We start from the raw sequence: 24,941 nt of genomic DNA, 5'->3' as shown, positions 1-24,941 counted from the left end.
CTACAATAGAATTCCGTTAATATCCGGGGTTATTAGTCCACGATGCCTGAATGTTCATCACCGTCAGCGGAATCGGCAAGAGCAGATCTTTCTCAGACGGATTGTTTGCACCCATCTTAGTAACGTGTTCATAGTGATCCGAGAAATTCTTTAAGGTCGAGACAAAAGTATCTTTTCCCATCCTCACCAGGTCAAAGTACCGTTTTCCTTCCCCTATAAACTCGTATCTTCTTTCATCCATGACATCATCCATTGTCGGAGTATGGTCCAAAGGAGATAAACCGGCACGTTGACGGACGGCATCAATCCATTCTTTGGCCTGACTTGCCTTATTATTATTAATCAAGGCCTCTGCATAAAGCAGATACGCATCAGCCGGTCTCAGGATCGGGAAATTCAACGGATAGTCATTCCAAGCTTTTATCGTCTTATTGGTATTGTCTTTTACCAGATACTTTATCATCATACAACGTTCCTTGTAATGCTTGGCCGAATCTTCCGGAGTAAATCCATGCTCGGTAGTATCCCAGTAACCTTCTGTTACAGAGGTTTCCAATCGTTTATCTCCCAGCTTTTTCATATCATTTACCAACAAAGTATCTACACGGAAGTCCTGACCTTGCAGGTGATAGCCACTATAAAACCACTCAGGAATCATAACTCCTCCGGAACCCTCCGTCACATATCCGGCCAATGAAGAGCCAAGCCCCTGGTTTCCCGAAGCAAACTGCACCGAGAACAAATCATACGTATTCTCCTTGTTCACATCAAAAATATACGAATAATCCGGTGCAAATCTCGTTTTAGCCTGGTCCATAATCGGTTGTAAGGTAGATTCGGCTTTCTGATAAGCACTCCGGTCATTCATCGGATAGCCTGCCATAGTCACATAGACCTCGCCCAACAAGCACTTTGCAGCAACAGAACCGACGCGACCGGCTTCCTCTCCCGTATAAAATGCTTCCAGGTTATTTCCGGCATACTCCAAATCAGAAATAATCAGTTTATAGATATCCTCTATAGGCTGCCGGTCCATCTTTTTGGCATCCTCATTTAGAACAGAGCGATCGACTACAGGCTGAGGGCCATAAGCTCTTACCAGTTCAAAGTAAGCCAATGCTCTGAGGAAAGAGGCCTCGGCACGATAGCGTACATACTGTTCGGGACTTCTCTCTAACAGCATGTTTGCGTCAGCTATAATCTGATACAACCGTGCATAGATATCTTCATTGGTACCTGTCACATCCGTAACGGCAAAGTTTCTCAAGTCAACCTGATCGCGTTGGGCATTTGCCAAAGCTGCATAGTACAAATTGTCCGAACGGCCTTCAGAAGCCATAAAATAATAAATTGTAGGAAAATCCTGGTTACCTCCATTGCGTCCCAAACGGGCATAAACTCCCATCACAGCCTGGTTGATTTCAAATTCAGAAGAGTAAAACTTATCGGCAACATTATTTTCTACCGGATAAATATCAATAAGATCATTGCAGGAACATAAACCACAACATGCAATTATCGATGCTACTATATATATTTTTGTTTTCATAAGTTTTTTAATTAGAAGGTTACGTTTACACCAAAAGAAAAAGTTCTCGACAACGGATAAGCTCCCCAGTCCGAAGATGCATTGTCTTGTGTAGCCGCTTCCGGTGAGAAGCCCGCATCGTAATGATCCCACATATACACATTATCACAAGATACATAAATGCGGGCTTTACTCAATACACTGTTAGGCTTGAATGGGATATTGTAGCCTAAGGTGATGTTTTTGATGCGGACGTATCCGGCATCATACAACCAGTTCGTATCATACTGCCCACCCGTTACGGTTGCATAGAACGCAGGTGTCTTTCCATCCCCCGGTTCATCTTCGGACCAATAAGCTTTATACAGCCATCTGTTCAGATAATTATATTTCGGATCATTGGTAGCGCGATTCCAGCTTCTTGAACCGATAGACAAAAGCTTGCCTCCCACACGTCCCTGCAACAAGAGGGATGCATCAAAATCTTTGTATTTGAATGTGTTCGTGAATCCCCACTCAAATTTGGGCTGATAACTTCCCACGACCGTATAGTCATCGGACGTTATTTTGCCATCATGACTGTTGTCCTTCCATTTTGTATCGCCGGGACGTTGCCCCGTATAGATGGCGATACCTTCCTTAGGAGTAATGCCATCGGCCTCAAAATCATTTGCAGTCAACGTTCTTTCCACTTCCAGAAGCATATAGGAATTGACCGGATGCCCTACTCTCTGGATAATAGTATTACCCTGTCCGGAACGGATATCCGAATTGTCGTCACCAAGACTCGTTATTTTATTTCTGTTCAATGAAATATTCAGTGAGGAATTCCATTTAAAGGAAGAGGTTACGATATTGGCTGTATTCACTTCAAATTCCAGTCCCCAGTTATCCACATTTCCAACGTTGGCCATCATATTGCTAAAACCGGTAATTAATGAAACGGGAGATTTCAGCAACAGGTCTTTTGTCACCTTCTTATAATAATCTGCTGAGAAATAAATCCGGTTATTCAGAACACCGAAGTCAATACCAACATTATAAGAAGTAGTCGTCTCCCAGCCTAACAGAGGATTTGCCAGATTACCCGGAACATAGCCACTGGCCAGGTTCTGTGAATTTCCGATTGCATAATTCAACGCAATCATGTTCGACAAGAACTGTGCTTCTCCAATGCGGTCATTACCAGCCTGTCCCCAACTTAAACGTAACTTGGCAGATCCAAGCCATTCAATATCTTTCATAAAAGATTCTTCATTCAGCTTCCACGCAGCCGAAACCGACGGAAAGAATCCCCATCTGTTTTTGGAGCCAAACTTAGACGAACCGTCTCTTCGCAGAGAAGTAGAAAACAGATATCTGTCCATTAAAGCGTATTGAACACGTCCGAAATAGGACAGAAGCGCATTTTCGGTATAGTCAATCTCATTGCTCTTCACCGTGCTTCCCTTATTTTTATCAAAGACCCAACTTTTATCATTTGGAAAGTCCGATACACTCTGCAGAGATGTATTTGCATTGTTCGACTCGTAAGATGCGCCTATCATGGCATCAATACTATGCAAGCCCCAACTCTTATTGTAGGTCAGCAAGCCTTGCACCAGCAAAGAATTTGAACTATTAGTGGAATAGCTGGAACTGGACAATTCACCGGGGTGGCTCGCCGTATTCCATTTAGCATTACACCACGTGGGGGTATATACTCTTTCATTTCTGCTCCTATAGTTCCATGCAACCATTCCTGAAGCTTTCAAACCGTCAATAATATCAACCGTTGCATTCAAAGCAGTATTAATTCTGATATCGGCATTTTTTCTTTCGGGCGCAGTAGCCTGAATATAAGGACTAACGACATTAGGGCCCGGTCCCCACTCACCATAGAACTTATAAGGATCGGCACCGGCATTTCTGCCACTTCCGGCAAGTACCCATCCGGGAAGTCCCAGTGCTTTCGAAACGGCGTTTTCCTTTCCATCCACTTTGGCGCCTTTCTGCACTCCGTAAGAGGGAGCCACCGTCAGACCTACCCTGATACGGTCCGTCATTTGGGCTTCTATATTGGCACGCAGATTATAACGATTATAAGAAGAGCCGTATACAATACCATCTTGTTGATAAACTCCTCCTGACAGTGAATAATTGATCTTTTCGGTAGCTCCGGAAGCTGTCAACTGAATGTCGTATGAAGGAGCAGTACGGAAAAGCTCATCCTGCCAGTCGATCGCATCTATTTCAGCACTTCCCCACCAGGGATCGTATATACCATAGGTATTCCGCACGCCATTTGCCCCCATATCGGTACGCGAAGACAGTTTCTTTCCAAGCTTTTGTTCCGCATAAGCTATTCTATCCGCCTGGCTAGTAGATGTGGGCATACCGGAAGTTTTTGCCCATTGGTAGTCGTACCATTTTTTGTTAAAGGCAATCCATTCTTCAGAGTTCATCACATCCACCTTCTTCTCCAACGATGAAACCGCGGCATAAGCGTTCAACGTAATAACCGGAGCACCGGTTTTTCCTTTCTTGGTAGTTACCAGCACAACTCCATTCGAGCCGCGGGAACCATAAATAGCAGCCGAAGCAGCATCTTTCAAGACATCTATCGACTCAATATCACCGGGATTAATGCCCGACAGATTATCGATAGGAACTCCGTCGACAACATACAGAGGGGTACTTTCCCCGTTGATAGAAGCCGCACCACGTACATTAATAGTAATATCGCTGCCCGGAGCTCCTGAAGTACTTCTGACGGAAACGCCCGCCATTTGTCCCTGCAAAGCTTGTTCTACTCTATTTACCGGCCGGTCTTGTATTACATCCGAACTTATTTTGGCAATAGACCCCACTACATTGGCTTTTTTCACGGTTCCGTATCCCACAACAACCACTTCATCAAGCATCTCAGTATCTTCCTGCAGAGTAACAGCCAATATTTTTCCGTCTTCCGCCTTTATCCTCTGGCTTCGATAACCGATGTACGACACTTCCAGACTGGCATTCTCGGCAACATCCAACGAAAAGTTGCCATCGATATCAGTAATCGCACCGTTCGGTGTACCTTGTTCTTTGACAGTTGCTCCAATAACAGGTTCTCCGGTTCCATCTACAACCTTACCGGTAGCCTTGATTTTCTTTACAGGAGTCGCAGTGCCCGGTTGCACCTTCTTTATAATAATCTTTTTACCTTGAATCTCATAACTCAGTCCGTTCTGCCCTTGCAGTATCTGCCGTACAGCCTCTTCTATTGCAGCATCCTCCAGCGATACGGAGACATGCTTCTTTGTATTTACATCAACCGATGAAAACACGAATGAATATCCTGACGATTTCTTTAGCTGTTCCATCGCCTCCTTTACCGTTACATCATTGGCTTTCAGCGTTATATCTTGCGAAAAAGCCGATAAGTTAAGGCAAAGCGCTGCCGAGGCTATTAATATAGCCCTTTTTAAATGCCCCATAATTCTCTTGATTTTTTAAGGTTCAACAATTATATCAATACAATATATATTTCTCATCTTCGTGCCGATACTTCATTCTGTTTGTAGATGCTATCGTTTGAAGCACTTCGTCAATCGTATTTCCCATGATTTTAAAGCTGCCGTAGAAACGTTTGTTCTTCAAAGAATCGGCAACCTCTATCTCTACATCATAGCTACGCATCAACTTCTTTGCAATATCTTCCAACAACTCTTCATCAAAAAAGAGCTCATCGTTTATCCACACATTCGCATTCTCTGCTTTTACGTGGCTTTTAGTCATCTTACCGGTCAATTTATCAAGAACCATTCTTTCGTCCGGCTCCAGATAGAGTTCCTGCATGGCCCTAATCTCGTTGTGTAAAGCGACCTTGCCTTCCAGTAAGTTCACCGTTACTTCCGCATCATCGGGATAATTCCGAAAATTAAATTTAGTTCCTAAAACTTTCAGGTTTACTTCTTTCGTCTTAACTTCGAAAGGTACCTTTTCATTTCGCGTTACTTCAAAATACCCTTCTCCTTCCAGCGATAACTTTCTGTCGTCTACACCAAACCCTTGCGAATATATGATTTTAGAGCCCGCATTCAGCCACACCAATGTTCCATCCGGCAAATACAATTTAGTCCGTGCTCCCAACGGAGCCTCAACAATCATGTCTGCAAAAGTATGCTTGACGGTTTCTTTCCCCTGCCAGTAGGCTCCCAGCGGTAACAACAGGATTAAAATGACAGCGACCACACGATATACTACTTTCCAGGAGAAACGACGAACTTGCTTTTGTTTTTCTTCCGCTTTGGCAATCCGCTGTCTGAACAAATCAAACGCTTCATCTTTGTTGAAAGACGTTCCGTCGCCCGACACTCCCGATGAGAACCATACCTCCAACCGGTTTCGTACATAAATCCGGTTGGCTTCCGATTCCATGCTCCACTGTTTCAGCCGGGCAAAGGATTGTTCATCCAATGTACCGGATATGTATAATGATATCAGTTCATCTATATCGTTATGTTTTTCTTCTGTATGCATATATCAAGTGCGTTTATGAATAAGACAAAAAAAAGGAAATCCAGGGTAGTCAACGATTGAAGTTTTTTTCAATTCTCCATAAATATATAGAGAACCAGCAGCTTCAAATAATCCCCCATGTGCAGTTGAATGGATGCCAAAGCATTCTTAATATGATACTTAACCGTATTTACAGAGATATTCAGGTCAGCGGCAATTTCTTCATACTTTTTTTGTTCAAAGCGGCTTTTCTTGAAAACAGCACGACATTCCTTCGGAAGTTCCTCTATGCATTGAGATAGTTTCCCTTCCAGCTCCTGTTCCAGCAATGTGCCCAACGGATGATTATCATCGATAAAGACAGTATCCAGAAACTCCATATTCTCCGGAAGCATGAAAGAAGAAAAGCGAAGTTCTTTTCGACGAGCCAGCGAATTCAGTTCATTCAGGCAGCGGTTGCGCACTGCACGCATCAGATAGGCACGGATGGAATAAGTTATCTCGATATCGGCACGATGCTCCCACAAATAAAAGATAGCATCGTCTACAACTTCTTCGGACAAAGAAGAGTCATCCAACAATTGATACGCAAAACGGCAGAGCAAAACGTAATGGCAATCATATATGTATTTGAATGCCTTTTCGTCGCCCTGCTTCAGTTTTTCAATAATGTGTTTCTCCATAGTCATTTGAGCTACAAAAGATAAATTCCCCAAAAGTAGAAGAATTAAATATTCTTTTTCATAATATGCGCATAGATTTCAAGTATATTAGTTATAAGACAAAATTTAAAAGATATAGGGTAGTCAAAATAGAGAAGATTTATTCCACTCCTTCACAGAAGCGGGTAATCACCTTTTCCCCCTCCGTATTGCGGATATTCACATTCTTCATGCTGATATTCTTACTGTATATAAATTCAGCTCCCAGCCGGGAGGTGATATCTATATCCTCCAACACAATACCGTCGATAGGCATTTCGGGAATACCATTGAAGAACAAGGCGCGGCGAGCACCGGCACAAATCAGGTTCTTCACGTGGATATTACGGAAACAGGGAGTTGTTTCGTCCACCGGCAGCGGCTCTACCTTCGCAGGAACGGTTTCTCCGCTTTCCAAGACTTCTACAGCAGATTTTCCGCCATAGTAGAGATTGAAAGTAATCGGTTCGGTAGGAATATCCATCATGGAGACATTGGTTACCCATATATTCTCTACAATGCCGCCGCGTCCACGCTTACTCTTGAAGCGCAAGCCTACATCCGTACCCAGGAACTGGCAGTTGCTGACGGATACATTGCGCACTCCGCCACTCATCTCGCTACCCACCACAAAACCGCCATGACCTTTGAAGACCGTACAGCCGTCTACCACCACATTCTCGCAGACGCGTGCACGGCGACGTCCGTCTTCATCCTTACCGCTCTTCAGGCAGATACCGTCATCGCCCACGTCGAAAGTAGAATTTACGATAAGGGCATTCTTACAAGATTCCAGGTCCAGCCCGTCACCATTCTGCGCATAGCTCGGATTACGCACCTGCACTTCTTCAACCAGAACATTCTCGCACATCAGCGGATGCAGGTTCCATGCCGGGGAGTTCTGGAAAATAACTCCCTGCAACCAGACGTTCTTGCATTCTATCAGGCTCACCATAACCGGGCGAAGGAAATGGCGGACGCTCTGCCATTCCTCTTCTGTTTGCAGCGTCTGGGGCACATTCATATTGCTGATGGTATCGCCCTTCAGCGTTTCGGGATAAGGAAACCAATAGGTAGGACGTTTATACACACCGCCACGGGCAATCGTCTGTTTCCATACACCTTCCGTCACCTTCTCGCGTTTCAGCGGACGCCAGTAATGACCGTTTCCATCGATGGCTCCTTCACCGGTGATGGCTACATTCTCCAAGTTGCGGCCGGAGATGGGTGACTGGCAACGGCGGGTGTCCAAGCCTTCAAACACGGTTTCTACCAGTGGATAAAGGTCTACATCCGGAGAGAAAAGGATAATGGAACCCTTCTCCAAGTGCAGGTCTATATTACTCTTCAATACGATAGGGCCGGTAAACCAAACTCCGGCAGGTACTATCAAATGTCCGCCACCTTGCTCGGAGAGGGAATGGATAGCTTTGGCAAAGGCCTCGGTACAAAGTTCTTCACCATTGCCTACGGCACCGAAGTCTTTCAGATTCACAGTACGGTCCGGAAACCGCGGAGCCTCTACCCGCGGCATGTCAAAAGGCAGGTTGCGGTACAGTTCTTCGTACTTATACGTTGTCTCTTGAGGTTGGCAAGCGCTAAGCGCCCACACACAAATGGCTGCAATCAGATACAATTGTTTCGTCATTTTTAATTATAGTTTTGATTATTCTCCTAAATAATAAGATGGTACGGGCGCTTGCGGATATCCCATGCTGCGATGCGCCACATAGCTGCGATACAAGGCATCCTGCATCAGCGTGACGCGGCGGTCGCTTGCAGGAATATTGGTGCGATAGATGCGTAACTCTCCGGGCAGGGCAGTAATCAGTTCCTCCCGCCAATCTCCTTCCATATCCACCATCATCAGGATATCTCCTTCGATGCCTTCGGTCAGCACTTCGCCTTTCCACTTCCAGATACTCTGCTTGCGTCCGCCGGAAGAGGAGTTTGCGCCCCAACGGTTATCATCTCCTTTAAAAGTCTCGCGCAGCAAGTCGGCATCCCACCAGATCCAGTTGCGGCAACCGGGCACTTCTTCGCTGGTCGTGTTCAGCTTCTTCCCGTCGGCAGTCAGCAGATACTTATCGGTACTGCCTCCTTTGCGGTCTTCGCTGGCAAAGCATTCCAGGCCGGGATGGGTAGGATCAAAGTCCGTTACCATACCGTCGCCCACGTGATAAGTGGTCTGTCCGATGCCCCAAATCAGTTTTCCCGTGGCAGCATCTACAACGGAAACACCGCGCCCGTCCTCTTTTTTAGGCTCGCTGACCATGAATACCTGCATTCCTGCCATATCCGGATGCAACTTGCAGAGATATGCCTTGTCACTATGTCCCAATCCGGACGACCACAGCAACGTACCGTTATCATCGAGCATGCACGAACCCAGCAAGATTTCATCCCGTCCGTCGCCGTCCACATCTGCAGTAACCATGCTATGGGCGCCCATGCTGCGCACAATCGGGTTTTCCTCGTCACCATCCCAGCGCCAGGCACGTTGCAGTTTTCCGTCTTTCAACATCCAGGCGTCTACTACCATCAGTTTATAAGTGCCACGTGCAGCCAGTATAAACGGTGTTTTACCATCCAGATAGGCCACTCCCATCTGATTACGGTTCTGACGTATCAGATTTCCGTAACGGTCGTTGCGTTCGGGCCAGTCTACGCGATCTATTTCTTTTCCGGTCATGCCATCAAGTACGGAAAGGTATTCGCTACCACCACAGACACGACCTTTTTCATTCTTCACATAGTCGTTGCCGGCAGTTTTTATCGCCACTTCTGCCTTGCCGTCACCGTTGAAGTCGTAGACGATGAACGGAGAGTACCAGATGCCCGGTTCGATGCCCGGTCCCATGTCGTAAGTCCACAGGTAAGTACCGTCGCTCAGGTAGGCAGAAATTTTATAGTTTTTCCCGGTGGTGTCGCCCGGCATTCCGGGGTCTACGTTGGTTTCGGGAGTGCGGATGATATAATCGTAAGTACCGTCGCCATTCAAATCGGCAAGGGCTATTTTTCCGGCTTTGGCATCGTCCTTCAGGCGGATGGAGGAATAGGGTTTCAGATCGGCAAGCACCACTTCCTTTTTATCCGAAGCTACGGGTTTCTGCCCTTTCGCCACGGCTTCCACCCAATAGGAGGCACGCTCGCAAGGGGTGGTATCTACAAAATCGCAAGTCTGTGAAATGGCTTTCCGGGTGAGGCGGCGCACTTTACCGTCCGCCTCGCGGTACACATGGAAAGATGTAGCCGGTGCATCCGATGCCAGCAGGCGCCAGCTAAGATAAACCGATTTGCCGTCTTGTACTGGGGCCGCAGTCAGCGCGCGGTTCAGGTTCTCCACGATCCGTTCCTGCGCAAAGCCTTCGACCAGTGGTTTCGGTTCATGTTTCGGATCGAGTATTTCGTAAAAGTAATGCCGCTCACGCGGGTCTTGAGCATGCAAGGCGCAGACTACACAGCAAAGCGCTGCCCATGCGTAGAAATGTTTCTTCATGATACTTTATTTATTGGTTATGGGAATCGATCGTTAATAACAATTTAGATAAATGGAAATTTACCAGCGTAGCGCTGGAGCAAGGTTTCCATTCGGATTACTTGCGCAGCAAGCCTGAAAGCCTTTCATTTATCAGTCCGGCAAAGCCTGAAGGGCTTTCATCTATCAGCCCAGGGCAACGCCCTGGGTAATAATCTGCTCTATCTCTGCGCCCTGAAAGGGCAAAAGCCCGTGTGTTATATCTTATGCCCTTTCAGGGCGTAAGGCGAGGGGGGCTTTCTTAACCCCAGGGCGTTGCCCTGGGCTGATAGATGAAAGCCTTTCAGGCTTGCTACGCTGATACTTCGCTGTGCTAAATTTTAGCGGCTCCGTTGCTAAATTATCATTTAACTCCTGATTCGTATTAATTATTCATGTATTGCCTTCATCGGCACAACGAGCACCGGTCCCAACAGTCCGCTGGGCATAGGCGCCCAACCGGCATAAGTACCCTTCTTATAGCCCAACGACGCCATATTGATATCCTTAAAGATACGCCAGTTCACTCCCCTGCGGTCCATATCCGCAATGCGGTTGGCAGGGAGATTGGTTACTTCCACTTCCAGCGTATTCTGCCCCGGATGCAGATACTGCCCAATCAGGCAACGGTACGGAACAGCCCAAAGCGTAGCCACCTCCTGCCCATTGATGCGGACACGGGCACTCTCGCGGACATCGCCCAGGGAGAGCAGCCAGTCATCGACCGAAGCAGGGTCATCAACGTAGAAAGACGTTGTGTAGCAGGCAGTGCCCATCGTCGTCCCCGCACCATCAAAGGGCAAATCCGTCCAAGAGCCCAAAGAGACAGAATCGGGAACACTGCCCACAGCAGGAGCACTCTGCAGGAAACGGAAAGACCAGTTTTGAGCAGACAGATCGCACAGGGTACGCGAGAGCTTCGCATAGGGTGCGCGAGAACGTCGCACAGAGCAGTACGGTCCCTTCGCATAGTGGCGGGCATATTCCTCGGACAGAGGCGTGTAATATTTCCACTCCCCGGCCTGTACATCCGCCTCCGTAAAAGTCTTGAGCAGAACGGACTGGCCGGATGCCAACTGCAATAGCACCTCCGTCTTTCCGTTCCGCTGGCGGATGCGGGCTTTCCCCGACGTGCCGTCCATCGGATTATAAATCAAGACCGAACGTGCCGGCACAGCCAGTGGTATCCACGCTTCCGTATCCCATTCCGTCTGGGCAGAGATAAAGTAATGATAACCGTCAGCATGGGCACGGCGAATGCAACTCAGTTTGTAGGTGGTCTTCGCAGCTTCGGGCACGGCGGCAGTCTGAGCCAGCGTCCGCCGATAGTCCGTACCGAAGAGTATCTTCCAGCCTTTCTCTTGGGCTTTCTTTATTTTCTCCATTGTCTTGCCAAATGCTTTGCGCTGCTTCTCTACCTTCGCAAAGCCCGGCACGTCTTCGGGATATCGGTCCAAGAAGACGATAGTCGCCCCTTCACGTGCAAGACTCAAAAGCTTCTTCAGCACATCCGCAGGCATCAGCCGGACACCGGGAATGACAAGCGCCTTGTAAGCTGCTCCACCGGAAGTCACAATCCTGCCGTCGCGGCACGCGGCGCTGCGGATAAAGTTATCGGAGATATAGTCCATATCGTAGCCCGCATCGTTGATGCGGTGCACAGCCTCGATAAAACGGGGAGCACGCTGCGCCATCTTATGGATATCGAACATCAGCAAGCGTCCGTCCTGCTCCTGCCATAAGTCATAAACCGGCAGATAGACCAGAAAATCGTTATCCGGTTGCCCCATCTGCAAGAAACTCTGACAGCGGGCGATGTATTGGAAAAATGCCGGCGCATCCCGCCAGATACTGTTCGTCGGGCTCATATCCACCGTAGCGTAGAACTTCCATCCCGGCCAGGCAGCTTCGGCAGGCGAATACGTGGTACCATGGAAGTAGGTATGATTGACGCCGGAAACGAACATCAGGTCTATATCGGGTTTGCACTGCGACAAGGAAGTGCGGAAGTGCTCCGTCAGCCAGGTGAATGTCTCCGAAGAGGTATAGGGCTTTCCGGCAATATGTGCAGCCGAAGAGGCGTATTTCAGCATGGAGAGGTCGGAGTCGTTGGGGCGCGTCAGGGAGTCACGGCGCAAACCGCGGATGCCGAAGTCTGACAGGCCGAAGCCTTCACATTCCGGGACATCTACCGTGGCGTAAAGGTCTATCAGGTTTCCGGGGGAGCCATGCGCCTGGTTGCGGGTCTTGGAGCCGTGCTGATGCGCCCAGTCCGTCCACTGCCGGGTGAAGTTTTCTTGCAGCAGTTCGCCGAGGGTTTCACGGTAGTCGGAAATGATTCGGCGGGCAGCGTCGGTCCGTTCGCCTTTGGCAAGGAATTCCGGCAGTTGTTCTTCGAGCTTATAGCCGCGGCGGGCAGAGAATTCATCGAAAAGTCCTTCTGTCCAGTCGGCGCCGTAGACCTCGTAGGAGTCGTTGAAAAAATTATGAGGATAGGCGGCAGAGGCACCATCCCCAGAAGCCGTCCCGGCAAAGGCCCGGTCAAAGCGGTCGAGGTAATTCTTCACAGCACGGGCTGAGAAGTGGTTCATCACATAACCTTCGCCACCGGGAGCGGCACGTTTCACTTTCTGCAAGGTCTTGCCACAGAAGGCAGCTATCAGGCGCCAGTCTCCCTTCGGAGCTTTCCAGTCGAGCATTCCCTCTTTGACTTTATCGGTAAGGTTGATGCACTTCCCAGCGTCGGAGAAAGCCATCAAGCGTTCTAATCTGGCATAAGGCTGCTGCCTGGCGTCGGAAACTTCTATCTTTTCAGCAAGACGCTCTCCGGCTTGCAGCCGATATTCCGTTACAAACAGCTTGCAGGCGGCATCTTCTATGGCTACCTCAGGACCTCCAAAGGGCCAGCCCGTACCGGTATTCATATCTATCTGCATGCCCAGGCGGGCTGCTTCGCTTTCCGTATGTTGCAGCATCTGCATCCACCGGGGAGAAAGGAACGGGATTTCGTTGGCATCATTTCCCTGCACCCCATAGATAGGGGTGATTTCCATGGTTCCCATGCCTGCTGCGGCATACGCTTCCAGATTACGGGTAAGGTTTTCCTTATCTACCGCACTTCCCATCCACCACCAGCGGGCGGCAGGCTTAGCTTCGGTCGTGACTTCGGGCCAGGCAGTGGTTTGCGCTGACAAGGAACCGACAGCAAAGAATACCAAAATAAGACTTAATACTTTCTTCATAATACTATTTCTCTAATTCCAGGCATCCCATAATGAACGGCCCCGTTGCCTTCGCATCGTTATCCCGCATCTTTTCACCTATATAATACTCAAAACTTCCATCGCGATACGGATGCCCGCCCAAGCCGCCTACCTGGCAGCAACGGGTCAGCGTCAAAGTACCGTCCTGGTTCTCAACCAGCAGTTTGTCTTTCAGTCCTTGCAGCGCCTTCTCGGCTACGGTACGATACTTCGCATCAATATACCCTTTATTCACCGCTTTTGCATAAGCATACATGCACTGCGTGGTTACAGATGCTTCCGGAAAGTTACCTTTACGCTTCGGCTGGTCAATCACCTGATACCACAAACCGCCACGCTGGTACTTCGGCAGTGCCTCCGCCAATCCTTTGATGTAACCTATCATATCGGCCCGTCCCGGATGATCCTCCGGAATGAAGTCCAATGCATCTACCAGCGCCATGAACCACCAACCGATACTGCGCCCCCAGAAGTTAGGAGAATGCCCCGTCTCCGGATCGGCCCAACGCTGGCTCTTGCTTTCGTCCCAGGCATGATGATAGAGACCGGTTTTTGCATCATAAGTATGCTTGTGGCAGAGACGGAACTGCTTCACAGCCTCGTCAATCCATTCCGGCTTATTGAACTCGGCACCATATTGTGCCAGGAACGGCGAAGCCATATACAGCCCGTCCAGCCACATCTGATGCTGATAAACCAGCTTGTGCCAGAAACCGCCTTCCAACGTACGGGGCTGGTTCTTCAACTGGCGAATCAATACATCCATCGCCTTTTTGTAGCGTTCGTCGCCCGTCTCGCGATAGAGGTCGAACAGCACCTTGCCGGAGTTGATGAAGTCCAGATTATAGGCAGCCATGTCATACAAGTGTATCTCACCCTGCTCATTAATCAATGAGTCCGCCCACTGCTTCACGTAATCATAGTAACGATGGTCTCCTGTTGCTTTCCACACCTGCAACATGGCACAGCACCCCACGCCTTGCGCATAACCGAAGAACAGGCGTTTGCCATGGTCCAACTGATAAGCCTGCGGAAAGCGCCTCATCTCGGAATCGGCAAACCAGCGGGCATACGAACCCGGCTCCCAGGCATCACTGCGGAAAGGAACGGCAGGCAGCCCCGCCTTATTGTATAAATTCACACGGAAGAAATTGCAGAATGCGTAACGGACAGCCACCGGCACCTCCACCTGCGGAGCAGATACCTCCAACCGGCTGCCGCGAATCACAGCCGTAGCCGGATAGAAACGCCGGTCGGCACCGGCTATGAGGAAGCCCTTCACCGGTTCGTTGTTCGGAGTCATCAAACCGTCTTCGGCATAGTCAAAACTCAGCACAGCCTTGTCTCCCTCCACCTTCATCGTCTTGAAAAGCGGACCGGAGCAGACAACCTTTTTCCCATACTGTCCGGCAAGTGCCCACAGCGCCAGGCGCTCACCTGCTACGCGCTTGTTCCGCGGATGAATATCCGTAGAATCACCTGCATCGGTAATCACGGCCATGCCTACATTTTTCAGCCCGCTCTGCCACGTCTTGAGTTGCGCCTCACGGATAGCAGCCGGCTGCCCCTTGTGCGGAGCAATCTGCATGAAATAGAAGGGCATATCAGGCTGCTTCCACTCCTTGCGCCAACTGTTTATCATATTGGTGAATACCTGCTGGTACTTCTCCGCCCGGATAGCATTCGATTCGCCCTGATACCATATATTTCCTTTTACCGTATATCCCAGAATCGGCTTAATCATGCCGTTCCACAGCGTGGCAGGTACTTTGCAATACCCCTTCTGCTGCTTCACATTTTTCAGCGCAAACTCTTCCAGCACATCGGCATACAGCGGATTGTTCTTCATCACATCCATCTTGGTCCACGACTCGGCATGCGTGCCGCCCCAAGTAGATTGTATCATGCCCACGGGCACATTCAGTTCCTTATGCAGTTTGCGGCCGAACACAAAGCCCACTGCCGAGAAGTCATAAAGGTTCTTCGGATTGCATACCAACCATTTCCCTTGGCAGTCGTCCATCTCGCCATCGGGCGCCAACTGATGCTCTACATGGAACAGGCGGAACTCCGGATAATCGGCGTCCTTCATTTCCTCCTCCTCAGTCTCCATGCCCGTCATCCACTTCATGTCGGGATGCTTGCAAACGGGGAACTCCATATTACTCTGCCCCGTACAGAGCCAGACTTCGCCAATCAATACATTATTAATAGTGATGGAATTCTCACCGTTTACCGTAACGGACTGATTCTTTGCCGCCGCAGGAGTTTTCAGCTTTACAGTCCACTTGCCGTTTGCACCAGCCTTGACAGTCACCACCTTGTCCGTCCAGGAAGCCTTTACCGTGATTTTTTCACCGGGTGCAGCTTTCCCCCATACATTGACTTGTGTATTCTGTTGCAAAACCATGTTATCAGAGAAGATAGCAGGAAGGGTTATCTTTGCCGTTATCGGACACAGAACAAAGAAAATAAAAAGGACTGTTAGTCCAAGTAGCTTTTTCATGTGCTTTTAATAGTTTTATTGATTAAGACTTAAATGCCATTTTGATAGCGATGCAAAAATAAGGAGTTCCCGGCAAAGATCCGCTTACTGTTTTGGCGGTTCTCTTATTGTTTTTGCCGTTTATCTCAATCAGCATCAAGGCTTCAGATAAACCACAGTCCTTCCACTGCCATATTTGCACAGCACTCCCTGCTCAACATAACGGTTCAAATCGTCCAGTGACTGCGATTTCGACCGCCCGGTCAGTTCAGAATAGTCCGCACGGGTAATGCACCTTTTCTCATCCAGGTGTTTTTGCAAAAGTTTCAACCGTTGCGCCTCCGATAGCTTAGAATGAGAGACATACGGTGACTCTTTCCGTTCCAGTTCCATCGTCACAAAGCGGCGGCGGAATTTGCTGCTCACCCGCAAGTTCACATTTTTAAAATGAATGGACGGAGAACGTATCTCCTTCTTATCCTGCACCAATCGGTCACATTCCAGCGAAAGGGAGAAATGTCCCAGTTCGCCTACTTCCACAATCCAGCCGTCTGCCAGCCAGCTTTGCAGTTCGTCCGTAATGGCTTGCAGCGTACCGTCCAGAATGGCTTGGCTGAAACCCGTAGCATTGTGTACAATCTCCAGGAACTTATCTGCCGGAATCGTCCCTTTAGGCAGAACGCGCGCATGCAGGCGTTCATCTTTCTCTCCGTCTTGTGGAGGGTTCTGATACAAATCGTAATAGACACTCATAGTAAATAAAGATATAAGCCACCGAATTTATTATTTAAAAGCGGTGAGGTTAATAGTAAGAACCGAGATTTTTATTTCACCCGACCATGGTTGGGCGAAAAATCAACCATGGTTGGGCAAAAAGTAAACCAAGGTCTATCGAAAAGTAAACCTTGGTTTAACGAATTGTTCTCGCTGTCAAAGATAGTAAAAAAGGGGGAGTTAGGGAATAAAAACATAGAAATAAGCATTATCTTTACAGAAGAACAACCCCGAAAGGAACTGAGGCGCAAATGTCTGAATAAAACAAAGAAAATACAATCCGGCTTTTATTTTCCCCATACTTATGCAGAATCATCACCCTCTAAAGCTCTAACTGGAATAAAAATACTAAAAAAATATCCGTTTTTGTATATTATATCCCAAAGATTCCGTAATTTTGCGCCATTCTTAGAATAATTATACAGAAACATGAAGAAAAAAGCCAATCGGTTAGATGCCATCAAGATGATTATCTCAAGCAAAGACATCAGTTCTCAGGAGGAACTGCTGCAAGCTTTGGGAAAGGAGGGCTTTGAACTGACGCAAGCCACCTTGTCACGCGACTTGAAACAACTGAAAGTAGCAAAAGCAGCAAACATGAACGGGAAATATGTATATGTATTACCCAACAACATTATGTACAAACGCTCCAATGACCAAAGCGCCAGCGAAATGTTGATGAACAGCGGATTTGTTTCACTTCAGTTCTCGGGCAATATCGCCGTGATCCGTACACGCCCCGGATATGCCAGCAGCATGGCCTACGACATCGACAACCGCGAATGTCCCGCCATCCTGGGCACCATTGCCGGAGACGACACCATCATGCTGGTAGTGCACGAGGCCGCATCACACGATGAAGTGCGTAGCTTTCTGTCACAAATCATTCCGAATGTAAAGTAAATGAAGAAATATTAATTAAAGAAAGAAATGGATTCGAAACAAATTGATGTGATGGTGGCTGACGCCTCACATGAAGTTTACGTGGACAAGATTTTGGATACCATCCGGGAAGCTGCCAAGGTACGCGGAACGGGCATCGCAGAACGCACGCACGAATATGTAGCTACTAAAATGAGAGAAGGAAAGGCCATCATTGCACTGTGTGGAGACGAATTTGCCGGCTTCACCTACATAGAGAGCTGGGGTAACAAACAATACGTGGCAACGTCGGGTTTGATAGTACATCCCGATTATCGCGGGCTGGGACTGGCCAAACGGATCAAAACCGCCTCTTTCCGCCTGGCACGATTGCGATGGCCCAATGCCAAGGTTTTCAGTCTGACGAGCGGAGCCGCTGTAATGAAGATGAATACCGAACTGGGATACGTCCCCGTCACCTTCAACGAGTTGACCGACGACGAATCGTTCTGGAAAGGTTGCGAAGGCTGCATCAACCACGATATACTGGTAGCCAAAAACCGGAAGTTCTGCATCTGCACAGCAATGCTCTACGATCCGAAATTACATGAAGAAGATAAAATCTAAAAACCACAAGGATATGGAAAAGAAGAAAAAAGTAGTAGTCGCATTCAGCGGCGGTCTGGACACCTCATTCACAGTGATGTATCTTGCCAAGGAAAAAGGATATGAAGTATATGCTGCCTGTGCCAACACCGGCGGTTTCAGCCCCGAACAGCTGAAAACCAACGAAGAAAATGCCTATAAGTTGGGGGCTACGAAGTACGTTACCATCGACGTGACACAGGAATATTATGAAAAGAGCCTGAAATACATGGTATTCGGCAACGTGCTGCGCAACGGCACCTATCCCATCTCGGTAAGCTCCGAACGTATCTTCCAGGCACTGGCCATTGCGCGCTATGCCAACGAAATCGGAGCAGATGCCATCGCACACGGTTCGACCGGTGCCGGCAACGACCAGATTCGTTTTGACATGACGTTCCTTGTGATGGCTCCGGGTGTGGAAATCATCACCTTGACACGCGACATGGCACTGAGCCGTCAGGAAGAAATAGACTATTTGAACAAGCATGGCTTTGCCGCCGACTTTGCCAAACTGAAATATTCCTATAACGTAGGTCTGTGGGGTACCAGCATCTGCGGCGGTGAGATTCTGGACTCTGCACAGGGCTTGCCCGAAAGCGCTTACCTGAAGCATTGCGAGAAAGAAGGCAGCGAACAGTTGCGCCTCACTTTCGAAAAGGGTGAACTGAAAGCTGTGAACGACGAGAAGTTCGACGATCCTATCAAGGCCATTCAGAAGGTAGAAGAGATTGGCGCCGCATACGGTATCGGCCGCGACATGCACGTAGGCGACACGATTATCGGTATCAAAGGCCGCGTAGGCTTTGAGGCTGCCGCTCCGATGCTGATTATCGGCGCACACCGCTTCCTCGAAAAATATACGCTGAGCAAGTGGCAACAGTATTGGAAAGACCAGGTAGCCAACTGGTACGGAATGTTCCTGCACGAAAGCCAGTACCTGGAACCGGTGATGCGTGACATCGAGGCCATGCTGACCGAAAGCCAGCGCAACGTAAACGGTACGGCCATCCTCGAACTTCGCCCGCTCGGCTTCTCTACCGTAGGTGTGGAAAGCGAAGACGACCTCGTGAAGAACAAACTCGGCGAATACGGCGAAATGCAGAAGGGGTGGACAGCAGAAGATGCCAAAGGCTTTATCAAGGTCACCTCTACTCCACTGCGCGCCTATTATGCAAATCATAAAGACGAAAAGATTTAACCAATAAGCGAAATACAAAACAATAGATATTATCAAAATGATTAAAGTAGGAATCATCGGCGGAGCCGGATACACGGCAGGCGAACTGATACGCTTGCTGCTCAACCATCCGGAAGCGGAAATCGTCTTCATCAACAGCTCAAGCAACGCCGGCAACAAAATTACCGACGTACACGAAGGACTGTACGGCGAAACGGATTTAGTATTCACCGACCAGCTTCCGCTGGACGAGATCGACGTGCTCTTCTTCTGCACCGCTCACGGCGACACGAAGAAGTTTCTGGACAGCCACAACGTACCCGAAGAATTGCGCATCATCGACCTCTCTATGGACTACCGCATCGCTTCTCCCGAGCACGACTTCATCTACGGCTTGCCGGAACTGAACCGCCGCGCCACCTGCAAGGCGAAGCATGTTGCCAATCCGGGCTGTTTTGCCACTTGTATCCAGTTGGGCCTGCTCCCGCTTGCCAAGCACCTGATGCTGAACGAAGACGTCATGGTGAATGCCATCACCGGTAGCACAGGCGCAGGCGTAAAACCCGGCGCAACAAGCCACTTCAGCTGGCGCAACAACAACATGAGCGTCTACAAAGCTTTCGAGCACCAGCACGTGCCCGAAATCAAGCAATCGCTCCGCCAGTTGCAGAACAGCTTCGACTCGGAGATTGATTTCATCCCCTACCGCGGCGACTTTCCACGAGGCATCTTCGCCACCATCGTAGTGAAGACGAAAGTGGCGCTGGAAGAAATCATCCGCATGTACCAGGAGTATTATGCCAAAGATTCCTTTACCCATATCGTAGACAAGAACATCGACCTGAAGCAGGTGGTGAACACCAATAAATGCCTCATCCATCTGGAGAAGCATGGCGACAAGCTGCTCATCATTTCCTGCATAGACAACTTGCTGAAAGGTGCCAGCGGCCAGGCTGTACACAACATGAACCTGATGTTCAATCTGGAAGAAACCGTAGGATTACGGTTGAAACCCAGTGCCTTTTAAAAGATATGGCAAAATTTAATAAAGAGGTTTTCCTCAAAGCAACATTCGTAGGCGCTGCTATCGGAGCAGCGATTTACATTGTATCAAAATTTGTATTATGAAATTATTCGACGTATATCCCCTCTTTGACATCAACATTGTCAAAGGAAAAGGCTGCCACGTATGGGACGAAAACGGTACGGAGTACCTCGACCTCTACGGCGGCCATGCTGTCATTTCTATCGGACATGCACATCCGCACTACGTGGAGATGATAAGCAAACAAGTAGCGACGCTGGGATTTTATTCCAACTCTGTCATTAATAAGTTGCAACAGCAAGTGGCCGCACGACTGGGAAAAGTCTGCGGTTACGACGACTACTCCCTGTTCCTTATCAACAGTGGCGCCGAAGCCAACGAAAATGCCCTGAAACTGGCATCTTTCTACAACGGACGCACCCGCGTGGTATCTTTCTCCAAAGCCTTTCACGGCCGTACTTCGCTTGCTGTAGAAGTAACCAACAATCCTAAAATCATTGCCCCCATCAACAACTGCGGACACGTAACGTACCTCCCGCTGAATGATATCGAAGCTATGAAGGCCGAATTGACCAAAGGCGATGTCTGCGCCGTGATTATCGAAGGCATCCAGGGCGTAGGCGGCATACAGTTGCCGACGGACGAGTTCATGCACGCCCTGCGCGAAACCTGTACCGCCCACAACACTGTATTGATACTGGACGAAATCCAAAGCGGCTACGCCCGTAGCGGGCGCTTCTTCGCCCATCAGCACAACGGCATCCAGGCCGATATAATCACCGTAGCCAAAGGCATCGGCAATGGCTTCCCGATGGGAGGCGTACTTATCAGCCCGATGTTCACCGCCGTATACGGCCAGTTGGGAACCACTTTCGGCGGAAATCACCTGGCATGTAGCGCCGCGCTGGCCGTGCTGGACGTGATAGAACAGGAAAACCTAATAGACAACGCTGCCAAAGTGGGTGAACATCTGCTGACAGAACTGAAAAAATTCTCCCAAATCAAGGAAGTCCGCGGACGCGGCCTGATGATTGGCATGGAATTCGAAGAGCCCATCAAAGAACTACGCCTGAAGTTGCTGAAAGAGCAGCATGTATTTACCGGTGTCAGCGGCACGAACGTGATCCGGTTACTGCCGCCGCTTTGCCTCAGCATGGAGGAAGCAGATGAATTCCTCGAACGATTTCAGAAAGTTATTTGATATTTGACAGATAATCAGCCAACAAAAGAAACGACCGTAAAGACAATCCCTCTCTTTCGGTCGTTTTTTGTAGAAAATTTATCTACCTTTGTCCACAGATTACTTTTTAACATATAGAAGATATGAGAACAGCAATTATCGGAGCAGGAAACATGGGCGGCTCCATCGCCCGCGGACTGGCAAAAGGGACTATCATCCCCGCCGCCGACATCATCGTATCGAACCCCTCGCAAGGCAAACTGGATGCCCTGAAGGCCGAATTCCCCGCCATGCAAACTACGCATGACAATCAGGAGGCCGTGACCGGCGCCGACTTCATCATCCTGGCCGTGAAACCCTGGCTAATGAAACCCGTAGTGAGCGAACTGAAACTGAAAAGCAAGCAGATACTCATCTCCGTGGCCGCCGGCATTCCCTTTGAAGAACTGGCACACTACGTGGCCGACAAGGAAATGACCATGTTCCGCATCATCCCCAACACCGCCATCAGCGAACTGGAAAGCATGACCCTCATCGCCAGCCGGAACGCCACGAAGGAGCAGGAACAACTGATGCTCGACATCTTCAACCAAATGGGCCTTGCTATGCTCATCCCCGAAGAGAAGTTTGCCGCCGCCACTTCCATGGCCTCTTGTGGCATCGCCTACGTGCTGAAGTACATCCAGGCCGCCATGCAAGCCGGCATCGAACTGGGCATCCGCCCTGCAGACGGCATGCGCATGGTAGCCCAAACGGTACGCGGCGCCGCCGAACTGATACTAAACAACGATACCCACCCCAGCGTGGAGATCGACAAAGTATGTACCCCCGGTGGCATCACCATCAAAGGCATCAATGAACTGGAACACGAGGGATTCTCCTCTGCCGTGATCAATGCCATCAAAAAGAGCATTTAAAGCAAACAGAATACAAATAACTAATTCATCAACCAAATGGAAGACCAAATCAGACAAATAGCCGAACGCCTCCGCGGCCTGCGCGAAGTCCTTGAGCTCACCGCCGAAGACATTGCCCGCGACTGCGACCTTTCTGCTGAAGAATATCGCCTTGCCGAAACCGGAGAATTCGATATCTCCGTCAGCATGCTGCAAAAAATTGCCCGCCACTACGGCATCGCGCTGGACGCATTAATGTTCGGCCAGGAGCCCAAAATGAGCACCTACTTCCTGACCCGCGCCGGAAAAGGTACTAGCATCGAGCGTACCAAAGCCTACAAGTACCAGTCACTGGCCGCCGGCTTCATCAACCGCACCGCTGACCCGTTCATCGTCACCGTAGAACCGAAACCCGACGATGAATCGATACACTACAACAGCCACGCCGGACAAGAATTCAACCTCGTACTGGAAGGCCGCATGATGGTGAGCATCGACGGCAAAGAACTTATCTTAAACGAAGGAGACAGCCTGTACTTCAACTCTAAACTGCCCCACGGCATGAAGGCGCTGGATGGAAAGACGGTACGCTTCCTCGCGGTAATCATGTAAAATGTGCTAATTATGGTAGAAAGATTTTTATCACAAACCTCCTTCACATCGCAGGAGGACTTCATCAAGAACCTGAAAATAAACGTACCGGAAAACTTCAACTTCGGCTACGACGTAGTAGATGCCTGGGCCCAAGAGCAACCCGACAAACCCGCCCTGCTATGGACCAACGATAAAGACGAACACCGTCAGTTCACGTTTGCCGACATGAAGCGCTACACCGACATGACGGCTTCGTACTTCCAAAGCCTCGGCATCGGCCATGGCGACATGGTAATGCTGATACTGAAACGCCGTTTCGAGTTCTGGTACAGCATCATCGCCCTGCACAAACTGGGCGCCGTAGTCATCCCCGCCACGCACCTGCTGACGAAGAAAGACATCGTATACCGCTGCAACGCTGCTGACATCAAGATGATAGTCTGCGCCGGCGAACCGGTCATCACCGACCATATTACTGCCGCTATGCCCGACTCTCCTACCGTGAAGCACCTCGTCAGCGTAGGACCCGAAGTGGCTGAAGGTTTCGAAGACTTCCACAAAGGTATCGAGGCCGCCGCACCGTTCGTGAAGCCGGAACATCCGAACACCAACGATGACATCTCACTGATGTACTTCACCAGCGGCACCACCGGCGAACCGAAGATGGTAGCCCACGACTTCACCTATCCGCTTGGACACATCGTCACCGGCAGCTTCTGGCACCGCCTGACCGAAGACAGCCTGCACCTCACCATCGCCGACACAGGCTGGGGCAAGGCCGTATGGGGTAAGCTCTACGGACAGTGGATAGCAGGCGCCAATATCTTTGTCTACGACCACGAGAAGTTCACCCCCGCCGCCATCTTGGAGAAGATACAAGACTATCACGTCACTTCTCTCTGCGCACCGCCCACCATCTTCCGCTTCCTCATCCACGAAGACCTGACGAAGTACGACCTCTCCAGCCTGCAATACTGCACCATCGCCGGAGAAGCCTTGAACCCCGCCGTGTTCGACACCTTTAAGAAACTGACCGGTATCAAACTGATGGAAGGCTTTGGCCAAACGGAAACCACACTCACCGTAGCCACCATGCCTTGGATGGAACCGAAACCGGGCAGCATGGGACTTCCCAATCCACAATATGATGTAGATCTGATAGACTACGACGGCCGCTCCGTAGAAGCCGGCGAACAAGGACAAATCGTAATCCGCACCGACAAGGGCAAACCGCTGGGCCTCTTCAAAGAGTACTACCGCGACGCCGAACGCACCCACGAGGCTTGGCACGACGGCATCTACTATACCGGAGATGTAGCGTGGAAAGATGAAGACGGCTACCTCTGGTTCGTAGGTCGTGCCGACGACGTTATCAAGAGTAGTGGTTACCGCATCGGCCCCTTCGAAGTGGAAAGTGCATTGATGACGCATCCTGCTGTTGTAGAGTGTGCCATCACCGGAGTACCCGACGAGATTCGCGGACAGGTGGTGAAAGCAACCATCGTCCTCTCCAAAGAGTACAAGGCCCGCGCCGGCGAAGAACTTATCAAAGAACTTCAGAACCATGTGAAGAAGGTGACTGCTCCTTATAAGTATCCACGTGTCATCGAGTTCGTGGACGAGCTGCCGAAGACCATCAGCGGAAAAATCCGCCGCGTGGAAATCAGAGAGAATGATCAGAAATAAATAGATTTGCAGATAAGTGGAGAGGCCGTTTCTCGAATGATTAACGTTAATCGTTCAAGAAACAGCCTCTCTACTTGTTTATTGGTACCTGCATAGTTTTA

17 protein-coding genes are annotated in these 24,941 nt (G+C 49.3%); 8 read left to right on the top strand and 9 right to left on the bottom strand.

Annotation, left to right across the window (positions count from 1 at the left end; translation table 11 throughout):
• Window positions 1–16 precede the first annotated feature (16 nt).
• From AAE250_RS02505 to AAE250_RS02465, 9 genes are all read right to left on the bottom strand, one after another.
• Window positions 17–1,549, bottom strand: a complete 1,533-nt coding sequence (locus tag AAE250_RS02505; RefSeq protein WP_294596615.1) for a RagB/SusD family nutrient uptake outer membrane protein — start codon at window positions 1,547–1,549, stop codon at window positions 17–19.
• 11 nt (window positions 1,550–1,560) lie between these two features.
• On the bottom strand, window positions 1,561–4,989 hold the full coding sequence (locus AAE250_RS02500) for a TonB-dependent receptor (RefSeq protein WP_294596618.1): 3,429 nt from the start codon (window positions 4,987–4,989) through the stop codon (window positions 1,561–1,563).
• A 34-nt stretch (window positions 4,990–5,023) separates the two neighbouring features.
• Window positions 5,024–6,034: a FecR family protein gene (locus tag AAE250_RS02495; protein WP_294596621.1), complete on the bottom strand. Its 1,011-nt coding sequence runs from the start codon at window positions 6,032–6,034 to the stop codon at window positions 5,024–5,026.
• Window positions 6,035–6,102: 68 nt separating this feature from the next.
• Entirely contained in the window at window positions 6,103–6,696 is a 594-nt protein-coding gene (locus tag AAE250_RS02490) for an RNA polymerase sigma-70 factor (protein WP_294596624.1), read from the bottom strand.
• A 139-nt stretch (window positions 6,697–6,835) separates the two neighbouring features.
• Complete coding sequence (locus tag AAE250_RS02485; RefSeq protein ID WP_294596627.1) at window positions 6,836–8,362, bottom strand: glycoside hydrolase family 28 protein; 1,527 nt, start codon at window positions 8,360–8,362, stop codon at window positions 6,836–6,838.
• Between the two features lie 18 nt (window positions 8,363–8,380).
• On the bottom strand, window positions 8,381–10,213 hold the full coding sequence (locus tag AAE250_RS02480) for a rhamnogalacturonan lyase family protein (protein WP_294596632.1): 1,833 nt from the start codon (window positions 10,211–10,213) through the stop codon (window positions 8,381–8,383).
• A 407-nt stretch (window positions 10,214–10,620) separates the two neighbouring features.
• Window positions 10,621–13,473, bottom strand: a complete 2,853-nt coding sequence (locus tag AAE250_RS02475; protein WP_294596635.1) for a glycosyl hydrolase — start codon at window positions 13,471–13,473, stop codon at window positions 10,621–10,623.
• Between the two features lie 4 nt (window positions 13,474–13,477).
• The gene (locus AAE250_RS02470; RefSeq protein WP_294596639.1) at window positions 13,478–16,000 is read right to left on the bottom strand and encodes a glycoside hydrolase family 88 protein; all 2,523 of its coding nucleotides are present in this window, start codon (window positions 15,998–16,000) and stop codon (window positions 13,478–13,480) included.
• 135 nt (window positions 16,001–16,135) lie between these two features.
• A complete protein-coding gene (locus AAE250_RS02465; protein ID WP_294596640.1) occupies window positions 16,136–16,732 on the bottom strand; it encodes an HU family DNA-binding protein in 597 nt (198 codons plus the stop codon).
• 450 nt (window positions 16,733–17,182) lie between these two features.
• On the opposite strand from AAE250_RS02465, the gene argR reads away from it, so the two are divergent.
• The 8 genes from argR to AAE250_RS02425 all read left to right on the top strand — a co-directional run bounded on the left by argR (window position 17,183) and on the right by AAE250_RS02425 (window position 24,840).
• The gene (gene argR / locus AAE250_RS02460; protein WP_294596643.1) at window positions 17,183–17,656 is read left to right on the top strand and encodes an arginine repressor; all 474 of its coding nucleotides are present in this window, start codon (window positions 17,183–17,185) and stop codon (window positions 17,654–17,656) included.
• A 27-nt stretch (window positions 17,657–17,683) separates the two neighbouring features.
• Window positions 17,684–18,241 carry a GNAT family N-acetyltransferase gene (locus tag AAE250_RS02455; protein ID WP_294596645.1) on the top strand — a complete coding sequence of 186 codons (558 nt, stop codon included), beginning with the start codon at window positions 17,684–17,686 and terminating at the stop codon, window positions 18,239–18,241.
• Between the two features lie 13 nt (window positions 18,242–18,254).
• A complete protein-coding gene (locus AAE250_RS02450; RefSeq protein ID WP_294596648.1) occupies window positions 18,255–19,460 on the top strand; it encodes an argininosuccinate synthase in 1,206 nt (401 codons plus the stop codon).
• 37 nt (window positions 19,461–19,497) lie between these two features.
• Window positions 19,498–20,466: an N-acetyl-gamma-glutamyl-phosphate reductase gene (gene argC / locus AAE250_RS02445; protein WP_294596650.1), complete on the top strand. Its 969-nt coding sequence runs from the start codon at window positions 19,498–19,500 to the stop codon at window positions 20,464–20,466.
• A gap of 97 nt (window positions 20,467–20,563) precedes the next feature.
• Window positions 20,564–21,685: an aspartate aminotransferase family protein gene (locus AAE250_RS02440; RefSeq protein ID WP_294596653.1), complete on the top strand. Its 1,122-nt coding sequence runs from the start codon at window positions 20,564–20,566 to the stop codon at window positions 21,683–21,685.
• Window positions 21,686–21,807: 122 nt separating this feature from the next.
• Window positions 21,808–22,581 carry a pyrroline-5-carboxylate reductase gene (gene proC / locus AAE250_RS02435; protein ID WP_294596655.1) on the top strand — a complete coding sequence of 258 codons (774 nt, stop codon included), beginning with the start codon at window positions 21,808–21,810 and terminating at the stop codon, window positions 22,579–22,581.
• Window positions 22,582–22,617: 36 nt separating this feature from the next.
• Complete coding sequence (locus AAE250_RS02430; RefSeq protein ID WP_294596658.1) at window positions 22,618–23,172, top strand: helix-turn-helix domain-containing protein; 555 nt, start codon at window positions 22,618–22,620, stop codon at window positions 23,170–23,172.
• Between the two features lie 12 nt (window positions 23,173–23,184).
• Window positions 23,185–24,840: an AMP-binding protein gene (locus tag AAE250_RS02425; RefSeq protein WP_294596660.1), complete on the top strand. Its 1,656-nt coding sequence runs from the start codon at window positions 23,185–23,187 to the stop codon at window positions 24,838–24,840.
• Window positions 24,841–24,941: the final 101 nt, after the last annotated feature.

The sequence above is a fragment of the Bacteroides sp. GD17 genome, from assembly GCF_038448625.1.
Taxonomy (GTDB): Bacteria; Bacteroidota; Bacteroidia; order Bacteroidales; family Bacteroidaceae; genus Bacteroides.
This window is presented reverse-complemented; position numbering and strand designations above follow the sequence as displayed.

What these genes read in the sequence shown, in the direction of transcription:
- AAE250_RS02505 (WP_294596615.1), bottom strand. Translation starts at nt 1,549, where the DNA reads ATGAAAACAAAAATATATATAGTAGCATCGATAATTGCATGTTGTGGT.
- AAE250_RS02500 (WP_294596618.1), bottom strand. Translation starts at nt 4,989, where the DNA reads ATGGGGCATTTAAAAAGGGCTATATTAATAGCCTCGGCAGCGCTTTGC.
- AAE250_RS02495 (WP_294596621.1), bottom strand. Translation starts at nt 6,034, where the DNA reads ATGCATACAGAAGAAAAACATAACGATATAGATGAACTGATATCATTA.
- AAE250_RS02490 (WP_294596624.1), bottom strand. Translation starts at nt 6,696, where the DNA reads ATGGAGAAACACATTATTGAAAAACTGAAGCAGGGCGACGAAAAGGCA.
- AAE250_RS02485 (WP_294596627.1), bottom strand. Translation starts at nt 8,362, where the DNA reads ATGACGAAACAATTGTATCTGATTGCAGCCATTTGTGTGTGGGCGCTT.
- AAE250_RS02480 (WP_294596632.1), bottom strand. Translation starts at nt 10,213, where the DNA reads ATGAAGAAACATTTCTACGCATGGGCAGCGCTTTGCTGTGTAGTCTGC.
- AAE250_RS02475 (WP_294596635.1), bottom strand. Translation starts at nt 13,473, where the DNA reads ATGAAGAAAGTATTAAGTCTTATTTTGGTATTCTTTGCTGTCGGTTCC.
- AAE250_RS02470 (WP_294596639.1), bottom strand. Translation starts at nt 16,000, where the DNA reads ATGAAAAAGCTACTTGGACTAACAGTCCTTTTTATTTTCTTTGTTCTG.
- AAE250_RS02465 (WP_294596640.1), bottom strand. Translation starts at nt 16,732, where the DNA reads ATGAGTGTCTATTACGATTTGTATCAGAACCCTCCACAAGACGGAGAG.
- argR (WP_294596643.1), top strand. Translation starts at nt 17,183, where the DNA reads ATGAAGAAAAAAGCCAATCGGTTAGATGCCATCAAGATGATTATCTCA.
- AAE250_RS02455 (WP_294596645.1), top strand. Translation starts at nt 17,684, where the DNA reads ATGGATTCGAAACAAATTGATGTGATGGTGGCTGACGCCTCACATGAA.
- AAE250_RS02450 (WP_294596648.1), top strand. Translation starts at nt 18,255, where the DNA reads ATGGAAAAGAAGAAAAAAGTAGTAGTCGCATTCAGCGGCGGTCTGGAC.
- argC (WP_294596650.1), top strand. Translation starts at nt 19,498, where the DNA reads ATGATTAAAGTAGGAATCATCGGCGGAGCCGGATACACGGCAGGCGAA.
- AAE250_RS02440 (WP_294596653.1), top strand. Translation starts at nt 20,564, where the DNA reads ATGAAATTATTCGACGTATATCCCCTCTTTGACATCAACATTGTCAAA.
- proC (WP_294596655.1), top strand. Translation starts at nt 21,808, where the DNA reads ATGAGAACAGCAATTATCGGAGCAGGAAACATGGGCGGCTCCATCGCC.
- AAE250_RS02430 (WP_294596658.1), top strand. Translation starts at nt 22,618, where the DNA reads ATGGAAGACCAAATCAGACAAATAGCCGAACGCCTCCGCGGCCTGCGC.
- AAE250_RS02425 (WP_294596660.1), top strand. Translation starts at nt 23,185, where the DNA reads ATGGTAGAAAGATTTTTATCACAAACCTCCTTCACATCGCAGGAGGAC.